Here is a 10193-nt window from a genome sequence, read left to right as displayed (position 1 = left end):
AACTTCATGATCAACGCGGTGGGAGCGGGGGTTGGGGGTGGGGGTGGGGCCTGGACGGGTCAGGTTTTGGCGAGTACGCCGTCGACCAGGTCCTTGGCCTCCTGCTGGATGCGCGACAGGTGTTCCGGGCCCTGGAACGACTCGGCGTAGATCTTGTAGACGTCCTCGGTGCCCGACGGGCGGGCGGCGAACCAGCCGGACTGCGTGCTGACCTTGAGCCCGCCGATCGGCGCGCCGTTGCCGGGTGCGGTGGTCAGCGTCGCGGTGATCGGCTCACCGGCCAGCTCGGTGGCGCCGACCTGCTCCGGTGAGAGCTTGCCCAGCACCGCCTTCTGCTCCCGGGTGGCCGGGGCATCGATCCGGGCGTACGCCGGCGCGCCGAACCGCTCGGCCAGCTCCGCCCAGTGCTCGCTGGGGCTGCGCCCGGTGCTGCCGAGGATCTCGGCGGCGAGCAGGCAGAGCAGGATGCCGTCCTTGTCGGTGGTCCAGGTGGAGCCGTCGCGGCGCAGGAACGACGCGCCGGCGCTCTCCTCGCCGCCGAAGCCGACCGCACCGTCGAGCAGACCGGGCACGAACCACTTGAAGCCGACCGGCACCTCCAGCAGCGGCCGGCCGAGGTCGGCGGCGACCCGGTCGATCATCGACGAGGAGACCAGCGTCTTGCCCACGGCGGCGGCCGGACCCCAGTTGGTGCGGGTGCGGAACAGGTGGTTGATCGCCACGGCCAGAAAGTGGTTGGGGTTCATCAGACCGGCGTCGGGGGTGACGATGCCGTGCCGGTCGGCGTCCGCGTCGTTGCCGGTGGAGATCTGGTAGTCGGCGCGGGCGGCGATCAGCGACGCCATGGCGTTCGGCGAGGAGCAGTCCATCCGGATCTTGCCGTCGCCGTCCAGGGTCATGAACCGCCAGGTCGGGTCGACCGTCGGGTTGACCACCGTCAGGTCCAGCCGGTGCCGCTCGGCGATCTCGCCCCAGTACGCCACGCTGGCCCCGCCCAGCGGGTCCGCGCCGATCCGGACACCGGCGTCGCGGATGGCGTCGATGTCGATGGCCGCCGGCAGATCGTCGACGTAGTTGCCGAGGAAGTCGTACTCCCCGGTGGTGTCCGCGGCCCGGGCCCGGGCGTGGGTGATCCGGCGGACCTCCTTGAGCCCGGCGGCGAGGATCGCGTTGGCCCGGTCCTGGATCCACCGCGTGACGTCGGTGTCGGCCGGCCCGCCGTTGGTGGGGTTGTACTTGAAGCCGCCGTCGTCCGGCGGGTTGTGCGACGGGGTGATGACGATGCCGTCGGCGAGCCCGCTGGTGCGCCCCCGGTTGTGGGTGAGGATCGCGTGCGACAGGGCCGGGGTGGGGGTGTAGCCGTCGCGGCTGTCCACCAGCACGGTGACCCCGTTGGCGGCGAGCACCTCGAGGGCGTCCACCGCGGCCGGCGCGGAGAGCGCGTGAGTGTCCCGGGCGAGGAAGAGCGGGCCGTCCAGGCCCTGCTCGCGGCGGTAGTCGCACAGCGCCTGGGTGACCGCCAGGATGTGGTCGGAGTTGAACGCGTTGCGCAGGCTGGAGCCCCGGTGGCCGGAGGTGCCGAAGGAGACCTGCTGCGCCGGGTCCGCTGGGTCCGGATGCTCGGCGTAGTAGGCGGTCACCAGGCGCGGCACGTCCACCAGGTCGGCGGGCTCGGCGGGCTGGCCGGCACGGGGATGGGTCACTGCGGGATCCTCCTGGGGAAAGTACGGGCGGTCACGGCTCGACCTTCTGGCCCTTGCCGATCACCACGATGCCGTTGTCGGAGACGGTGTAACGCTGCCGGTCCTTCTCCAGGTCGACGCCGATCTCGACGCCCTCCGGGACGAACACGTTCTTGTCCAGGATGGCCCGCCGGACCACCGCGTGCCGGCCGATCTCGACGCCCTCCATCAGCACCGAGCCCTCGACGTGCGCCCAGGAATGCACGCGCACCTTCGGCGAGACGATCGAGTTCTCCACGAGCGAGCCGGAGATCACCACCCCCGGGGAGACCATCGAGCCGACCGCCCGACCGACCCGCTCACCCCACTGGTGTACGAACTTCGCCGGCGGCCACGGCGGCTGCTCGGTGTAGATCGGCCAGTCGAAGTTGTACATGTTGAACACCGGGTGCACGTTGATCAGATCCATGTGCGCGTCGTAGAACGAGTCGAGCGTCCCGACGTCCCGCCAGTAGCCGCGGTCCCGGTCGGTGCTGCCCGGCACCTCGTTGTCGCGGAAGTCGTAGACGTTGGCCTCGCCCCGCTCGACGAGCATCGGGATGATGCTGCCGCCCATGTCGTGCTTGCTGGTCTTGTCCTCCGCGTCGCGTTCGACCGCCTCGCAGAGCGCCCGGGTGGTGAAGACGTAGTTGCCCATCGAGGCGTAGATCTCGTCCGGCGCGTCCGGCAGGCCGACCGCGTCGGTGGGCTTCTCGCGGAACGCCCGGATGCGCCGGCCGTCCTCGCCGACCTCGATGACGCCGAACTGGTCGGCCATCGACAGCGGCTGGCGGATGCCGGCGACGGTCACGGCGGCGCCGGAGGCGATGTGGTCCTCCACCATCTGCCGCGGATCCATCCGGTAGATGTGGTCGGCACCGAAGACGATCACGTAGTCCGGCTGCTCGTCGTTGATGAGGTTGAAGCTCTGGTAGATGGCGTCGGCCGAGCCGGCGAACCACCAAGGGCCACGACGCTGCTGCGCGGGCACCGGGGTGACGTAGTTGCCGAGCAGCGTGGACATCCGCCAGGTCTTGGTGATGTGCCGGTCGAGGGAGTGGGACTTGTACTGGGTCAGCACGACGATCTTGAGATAGCCGGCGTTGGCCAGGTTGGAGAGGACGAAGTCGACCATGCGGTACATCCCGCCGAACGGGACGGCCGGCTTGGCCCGGTCCGTGGTGAGTGGCATCAGGCGCTTGCCCTCCCCACCCGCCAGGACGATCGCGAGCACCTTGGCAGCCATGCCCCGACGCTATCCACCCTCGTCCGACTTCACCACTCGTACGGGGACACTTCTGCACTAGGGTGCGCACATGACCGACTCCTCCCCGGCCACCGGATCCCTGCGCGTCGATCTGCTCACCCGCGAGTACCCGCCGGAGGTCTACGGCGGCGCCGGTGTGCACGTCGAGTACCTGGCCCGGGAGCTGCGCCGCCTCACCGACGTGCGGGTGCACTGCTTCGGTCTGCCGCGCACCGAGCCGGGCGTCACCGCGTACGCCGAACCGCCCGGCCTGACCGGCGCGAACGCCGCGCTGCGCACGATGGGCGTCGACCTGGAGATGGCCGCCGGCACGGCCGGCACCGACGTGGTGCACAGCCACACCTGGTACGCCAACCTCGCCGGGCACACCGCGAAGCTGCTGCACGGGGTGCCGCACGTGATGACCGCGCACAGCCTGGAGCCTCTGCGACCGTGGAAGGCCGAGCAGCTCGGCGGCGGCTACGCGCTCTCCTCCTGGTGCGAACGCACGGCGGTGGAGGCCGCCGACGCCGTGATCGCGGTCAGCGGTGGGATGCGCAACGACGTCCTGGCCTCCTACCCCCAGGTCGACCCGGACCGGGTCCGGGTGGTCTACAACGGCATCGACACCATCCAGTACGCCCCGGACCAGGGCACCGACGTGCTGGACCGGCTCGGCATCGACCCGGCCCGACCCAGCGTCGCGTACGTGGGAAGGATCACCCGGCAGAAGGGGCTGCCCTACCTGCTGCGGGCCGCCCGGGAGCTGCCGGCGGACACCCAGCTCGTACTGCTCGCCGGCGCACCGGACACCGCGGAGATCGCCGCCGAGGTGGAGGGGCTGGTCGCCGAACTGCGGGCCAACCGCTCCGGGGTGGTCTGGGTGGCCGAGATGCTGCCCAAGCCCGAGGTGATCCAGGTGCTCACCCACGCCACCGTCTTCGTCTGCCCGTCGGTCTACGAACCGATGGGCATCGTCAACCTGGAGGCGATGGCCTGCGAGACGGCGGTGGTCGCGACCGCCACCGGAGGCATTCCCGAGGTGGTGGCCGACGGCGAGACGGGCCTGCTGGTGCCGATCGAGCAGGCCACCGACGGGTCCGGGACCCCGTTGGAGCCGGAGAAGTTCGTCGCCGACCTGGCAGCGGCGATCAACACGCTGCTCGCCGATCCGGCGCGCACCGCCCGGTTCGGCCAGGCCGGCCGGCAGCGCGCCGTGGAGCACTTCTCCTGGGACGCCGTGGCCCGGCAGACGCTCGACGTGTACCGGTCGGTCGGCGCGGGCTGAGCACGACGTGCGGTACGACGAACTCGAAGCGGCGATCCTCCGGTTGGTCGTCGCGGCCGACGAGGACGACCTGCGCGTCTTCGGCCTCGAGACAGTGACCCGACTGGTCCGGGAAGAACTGCTCCACACCGTCTCGGCCGACGAACTGGACGAGGACGGGTGGGCGGCCCTGACCAGCGCCCGCGAGACCGTCCGGACGGCCGGCGCGACGGAGCTACGCGCACAGCTGGTACGGATCGACGCGGGCATCCGCGCGGACGACGACCTGGATCAGGGGCTCCTGATCGTCATCTCCGCGCTCGAACACTGGACCACCTATCTGGAGGAGAACCGGCGCGGCGAGCTCTACGAGCTCGCCATCCGCTCGGTCGAGGAGGTCGACTTCCAGGTCTCGGCCGACCTCGACGACGTCCTCGCCACCCCGGAGATGGCCGCCGAGTACGCGCGAATCAGACGCCTGCTCACCGCCGGCCTCAGACCGCCGTTCCCGGCGGAGAGGTGAGCAACGAGGTGACTGTGGCGCGAAGATCCGCACAACTTCGAGGAAGTTGCTGCGTCGACGAGCCTTGAGGCAGCACCTTCCCCGAAAGTGTGCGGATCTTGCCCGCGCGCTCCCAGGTGTGGGAAGGGCACGTGACGTGCTTGGCCGCGCGCGAACGGATCTCGCGCAGTAGGTTGGCGGGGTGACTGGACGGTTCCCGATCGAAGACGTCTCCCCCGTCGTCTCGTGCGGGCGGTACCCGGCCAAGGCGGTGGTCGACGAACCAGTTCCGGTGTCGGCCCGCGCCTACCGGGAGGGGCACGACGCACTCGGCTGCAACGTGGTCTGGACCGGCCCGGACGGCGAGCAGCGGCCGTTCACCCGGATGCGTCCGGGTGAACCCGGGCAGGACCGCTGGCACGCCGTGATCCGGCCGGACGCCGTCGGCACCTGGACGTTCTCCGTCGAGGCGTTCGCGGACCCGTACCTGACCTGGCAGAACGCGGTGACCAAGAAGGTCGCCGCCGGGCAGGGGCCGGAGGATCTGGCCAACGACCTGGCCGAGGGTGCGCGGGTACTCGCCGCCGCCCGGGGCCTGGTGCCGACCGCCGACCGGCCCCGGGTCGCCGATGCCCTCACCGCGCTGGTCGACACCGACCTGCCGCTGCCGCAGCGGGTCGACCCGGCGTTGGCCCTGGCCGACCTGCTCTGGGACCACCCGGTGCGGGAGCTGGTGACGGCCGGTGAGACGTACTCCCTCTGGGTGGACCGGCGGCGGGCGCTCTTCTCCTCCTGGTACGAGTTCTTCCCCCGGTCCGAGGGGGCGGTGCTGGCGAACGCCGACGCTCCGGCCCGCTCCGGCACCTTCGCCACGGCCACCGAGCGGCTGCCCGGGGTCGCCGCGATGGGCTTCGACGTGCTGTACCTGCCGCCGATCCACCCGATCGGCCGGGTCAACCGCAAGGGCCGCAACAACGCGCTCACCGCCGGGCCGGACGACGTGGGCTCGCCGTGGGCGATCGGCGCCGCCGAGGGCGGCCACGACACCATCCACCCCGACCTGGGTACGCCGGCGGACTTCCGGGCCTTCGTCGAAGCGGCGGCGGCGCAGGGCCTGGAGGTGGCGATGGACCTGGCGTTGCAGTGCGCACCGGACCACCCGTGGGTCACCGAGCACCCGGAGTGGTTCACCACCCGCGCCGACGGCAGCATCGCGTACGCGGAGAACCCGCCGAAGAAGTACCAGGACATCTACCCGGTGAACTTCGACAACGACCCGGAGGGCATCCGGGCCGAGGTGCTGCGGGTGGTGCTGCACTGGGTCGGCGAGGGCATCCGGATCTTCCGGGTGGACAACCCGCACACCAAGCCGTTCGACTTCTGGCACTGGCTGATCGCCGAGGTGAAGAAGGTCGATCCGGACGTGCTGTTCCTGGCCGAGGCGTTCACCCGGCCGGCGATCATGCACGGCCTCGGCAAGATCGGCTTCACGCAGTCGTACACCTATTTCACCTGGCGCACGACGGCGGCCGAGATGCGGGAGTACTGCGAGGAGCTGCTCGCGGCGGCCGACTACATGCGGCCGAACTTCTGGCCGAACACCCCGGACATCCTGCACGAGTCGTTGCAGCACGGTGGCCCGGCCATGTTCAAGATCCGGGCCGTGCTGGCGGCGCTGCTCTCCCCCTCCTGGGGCCTGTACGCCGGCTACGAGCTGTTCGAGCACGTGGCCCGCCCCGGCGCGGAGGAGTACCTGGACAACGAGAAGTACGAGCTGCGCCCCCGCGACTGGGCCGGTGCCGAGGCGCAGGGCCGCTCGCTGGCACCCTTCCTCGCCACCCTCAACCGGGTACGCCACGACAACCCCGCCCTGCACCAGCTGCGCAACCTGCGCTTCCACGAGATCGACAACCCGGCGCTGCTGTGCTGGTCCAAACACGACCCGGAGACGGGCAACACCGTCATCGTGATCTGCTCGTTCGACCCGCGTGTCGTGCAGTGGGGCAACACCACGCTCGACATGCCCGCCCTCGGCTTCGACTGGCACGAGCGGTTCACCGTGCACGACGAGCTCACCGGCACCAGCTACGACTGGGGTCAGCGCAACGCGGTGCGGCTCGACCCGTACCTGCAACCGGCGCACGTGCTCACCGTGCGCCGGCCGACCGCGCCCAGCACACCGGTGCCCGCCGCGACCGTCCCGGCCACGCTCACCGTCGCGGACGTCCCCTCCGACCTGTCCGGTGGTACCGCGCCGACCGCTCCCGCTCCGAAGGACGCCCGATGGACCAGCTGATCACCGGCGTGACGCACGACCCGCACGCGCTGCTCGGCGCGCACCCCGCCGACGGATGGACGACGATCCGCACGATGCGACGCGGCGCCCAGGACGTCGTGCTGCTTCTCGGCGACGAGCGGCACCCCATGAAGCGGGTGCACGACACCGGCGTCTTCGAGAGCCACGTCGAGGGCACGGTGCTCGACTACCGGGTCGAGGTGGACGGCGCGGTGCACGACGACCCGTACCGCTACCCGCCGACCCTCGGTGAGCTGGACCTGCACCTGATCGGCGAGGGCCGGCACGAGCGGCTGTGGGAGGCGCTCGGCGCCCGGGTCTTCGACGAGGGTGTCGCCTTCGCCGTCTGGGCGCCCAGCGCCCGCGGGGTGCGGGTGGTCGGCGACTTCACCGGCTGGGGCCCCGACGACGGCTGGCCGATGCGCTCACTCGGCTCCAGCGGCGTGTGGGAGCTGTTCGTCCCCAACGCCCGCGTCGGTTCCCGCTACAAGTACCGCGTGCTGGGCGCCGACGGGCAGTGGCGGGACAAGGCCGACCCCCTCGCGGCGTACGCCGAGGTGCCGCCGGCCACCGCGTCGGTCGTGCACCACTCGACCTACCGGTGGTCCGACGCGGACTGGCTGGCCCGCCGGGCCGAGCGGCAGCCGCACCAGGAGCCGATGAGCGTCTACGAGGTGCACCTCGGTTCGTGGCGGCCCGGGCTGGGCTACCGCGAGCTGGCCGAGCAGCTCACCGCGTACGTCACCGAGCTGGGCTTCACCCACGTGGAGTTCCTGCCGGTCATGGAGCACCCGTTCGGCGGTTCCTGGGGCTACCAGGTGACCGGCTACTACGCGCCGACCTCCCGTTTCGGCGACCCGGACGAGTTCCGGCACCTGGTCGACCAGCTGCACGCCGCCGGCGTCGGCGTGATCCTCGACTGGGTGCCGGCGCACTTCCCCAAGGACGAGTGGGCCCTCGCGCGCTTCGACGGCACCCCGCTCTACGAGCACGCCGACCCGCGGCGCGGCGAGCACCCCGACTGGGGCACGTACGTCTTCGACTTCGGCCGCCGCGAGGTCCGCAACTTCCTCGTCGCCAACGCGCTCTACTGGTGCGACCAGTTCCACGTCGACGGGCTGCGGGTGGACGCCGTCGCCTCGATGCTCTACCTGGACTACTCCCGCAAGGACGGCGAGTGGGCGCCCAACCAGTACGGCGGCCGGGAGAACCTGGAGGCCATCGCGCTCATGCAGGAGGTGAACGCGACCGTCTACAAGCACCACGCCGGCGTGGTGATGATCGCCGAGGAGTCCACCGCCTGGCCGGGAGTGACCCGACCGACCGCCGACGGCGGGCTGGGCTTCGGGTTCAAGTGGAACATGGGCTGGATGCACGACACCCTGCTCTACACCTCGAAGGACCCGATCTACCGCCAGCACCACCACCACCAGCTCACCTTCTCCCTGGCGTACGCCTGGAGCGAGAACTACGTGCTGCCGATCAGCCACGACGAGGTGGTGCACGGCAAGGGCTCACTGGCCGGCAAGATGCCCGGCGACACCTGGCAGCGGCTGGCCAACGTGCGGGCGCTGCTGGCGTACATGTGGGCGCACCCCGGCAAGCAGCTGCTCTTCATGGGCTCCGAGCTGGCCGACGACCGGGAGTGGAGCGAGGAGCGCGGCCTCGACTGGTACCTGCTGCACGACCCGGCCCGGGCCGGGGTGCAGCGCCTCGTCGGCGACCTGAACCGGGTCTACCGGGACACCCCGGCGCTCTGGGCGCAGGACACCGAGCCGGCCGGGTTCCGGTGGATCGCCGGTGACGACGTCGCCAACAACACCGTGTCGTTCATCCGGATCGCCCCGGACGGCTCGACGCTGGTCTGCGTGGCGAACTTCTCCGCCCAGCCGCTGCACGACTACCGGATCGGGCTGCCGGCCGGTGGCACCTGGGCGGAGGTGCTCAACACCGACGCGCAGCACTACGGCGGGTCCGGGGTCGGCAACCTGGGCGAGGTTCGTGCCGAGGACGTGCCGTGGCACGGAATGGTCGCCTCCGCCGCCCTCCAGGTCCCCCCGCTCGGGGTCATCTGGCTCCGCCAGGGCTGACGCCGCCCGCTGCGCGGGTCAGACCAGGCCGGCGTCGCGCAGCAGTTGCCACAGGCCGGCGCCGTCCGGTGCGGAGAGCCACTTCTGCCCCACCGGCCCCGCCGACGGGCGGCCGGCCGGGGCGGGCAGGCTGCCGGCCAGCACCGACTGGGTCGGGGAGAGCCGGCGGATCGCCACCCCGGCGACGTTCTCCGGGTGCGCGGCGGCGAACTCCCGGTAGATCTCCTGGTCGTGCTGCCCGTCGTCGCCGACCAGCAGCCAGCGCACCTCCGGGAACTCCCGAGCCAGTCGGGCCAGGGTGACCCGCTTGTGCTCCATGCCGCTGCGGAACCAGCGGTCGGCCGTCGGCCCCCAGTCGGTGAGCAGCAACGGCCCGGCCGGGTAGAGGTGCCGGGACAGGAACCGGGTCAGCGTCGGCGCCACGTTCCACGCACCGGTGGAGAGGTAGAAGACCGGCGCGCCGGGGTGCGCGGTGACCAGCCGCTCGTAGAGCACCGCCATGCCGGGCACCGCGGCCCGGGCGTGCTCGTCGAGCACGAACGTGTTCCACGCGGCGAGCAGCGGCCGGGGCAGCGCCGTCACCATCACCGTGTCGTCGATGTCGGAGAGGATGCCGAACCTGACGTCCGGGTCGAGGATGCGCACCGGCGCGTCGACCGGTTCGGCGTCCGGAACGCTGAGCCGGACCGTACCCCAGCCCGGCGGCAGGTCGGCCTCGACCAGCGTGTCGACGAAGCCGCTGCGATCGGCACGGGTCTCGTGCCGCACGCCGCCGGCCTCGATGGTCACGGTGACGTGTTTGGCCGGCAGCGTGGTGAAGCTGCGCCAGCCACGGACCTTGTCCAGCCGGCCCCGCTGACGGGTGTCCGGCCGGCCGAGCAGCACCCGGCACATCACCCGAACCCAACCCGGGGAGCCGTAGCCGGTGTACGCGATGATGTTCATCCGCCAGCCGGTGCGCCGCAACCGACGCTCCACGAGCTGGTGCACGGCGTCCTCGATCCGCGCGGCCCGGTGCAGGTTCGGAACGGCCAGTTGGCCGGCGGGAGTGGGTGGCACGCGCCAACCCTG

General features: G+C 71.4%; 7 protein-coding genes. 4 read left to right on the top strand and 3 right to left on the bottom strand.

The annotated features are described in order from the left end of the window. Positions 1 to 59: 59 nt before the first annotated feature. Both pgm and glgC read right to left on the bottom strand, forming a co-directional pair. Positions 60 to 1703 (bottom strand): phosphoglucomutase (alpha-D-glucose-1,6-bisphosphate-dependent), encoded by a 1644-nt coding sequence (gene pgm, locus M8C17_RS30050; protein ID WP_252419953.1) that lies wholly within the window; start codon positions 1701 to 1703, stop codon positions 60 to 62. 31 nt (positions 1704 to 1734) lie between these two features. Beyond that, entirely contained in the window at positions 1735 to 2967 is a 1233-nt protein-coding gene (gene glgC, locus M8C17_RS30045; protein WP_252419952.1) for a glucose-1-phosphate adenylyltransferase, read from the bottom strand. Between the two features lie 70 nt (positions 2968 to 3037). On the opposite strand from glgC, the gene glgA reads away from it, so the two are divergent. The 4 genes from glgA to glgB all read left to right on the top strand — a co-directional run bounded on the left by glgA (position 3038) and on the right by glgB (position 9122). After that, positions 3038 to 4255, top strand: coding sequence for a glycogen synthase (gene glgA / locus M8C17_RS30040; protein WP_252419951.1), 1218 nt, complete (start codon positions 3038 to 3040; stop codon positions 4253 to 4255). 7 nt (positions 4256 to 4262) lie between these two features. Then, positions 4263 to 4757 carry a hypothetical protein gene (locus M8C17_RS30035; protein WP_252419950.1) on the top strand — a complete coding sequence of 165 codons (495 nt, stop codon included), beginning with the start codon at positions 4263 to 4265 and terminating at the stop codon, positions 4755 to 4757. Positions 4758 to 4938: 181 nt separating this feature from the next. Next, on the top strand, positions 4939 to 7032 hold the full coding sequence (locus M8C17_RS30030) for an alpha-1,4-glucan--maltose-1-phosphate maltosyltransferase (protein ID WP_252419949.1): 2094 nt from the start codon (positions 4939 to 4941) through the stop codon (positions 7030 to 7032). Further along, positions 7020 to 9122, top strand: a complete 2103-nt coding sequence (gene glgB, locus M8C17_RS30025; RefSeq protein WP_252419948.1) for a 1,4-alpha-glucan branching protein GlgB — start codon at positions 7020 to 7022, stop codon at positions 9120 to 9122. Before M8C17_RS30030 ends, glgB begins: the two co-directional genes overlap by 13 nt. A gap of 18 nt (positions 9123 to 9140) precedes the next feature. Here glgB and M8C17_RS30020 read toward each other — a convergent pair whose 3' ends face one another. After that, positions 9141 to 10181 carry an App1 family protein gene (locus tag M8C17_RS30020; protein ID WP_252419947.1) on the bottom strand — a complete coding sequence of 347 codons (1041 nt, stop codon included), beginning with the start codon at positions 10179 to 10181 and terminating at the stop codon, positions 9141 to 9143. Between the last annotated feature and the right edge of the window lie 12 nt (positions 10182 to 10193).

Origin of the sequence: Micromonospora sp. RHAY321 (assembly GCF_023896955.1) — a bacterium.
Classification (GTDB): Bacteria; Actinomycetota; Actinomycetes; order Mycobacteriales; family Micromonosporaceae; genus Micromonospora.
This window is presented reverse-complemented; position numbering and strand designations above follow the sequence as displayed.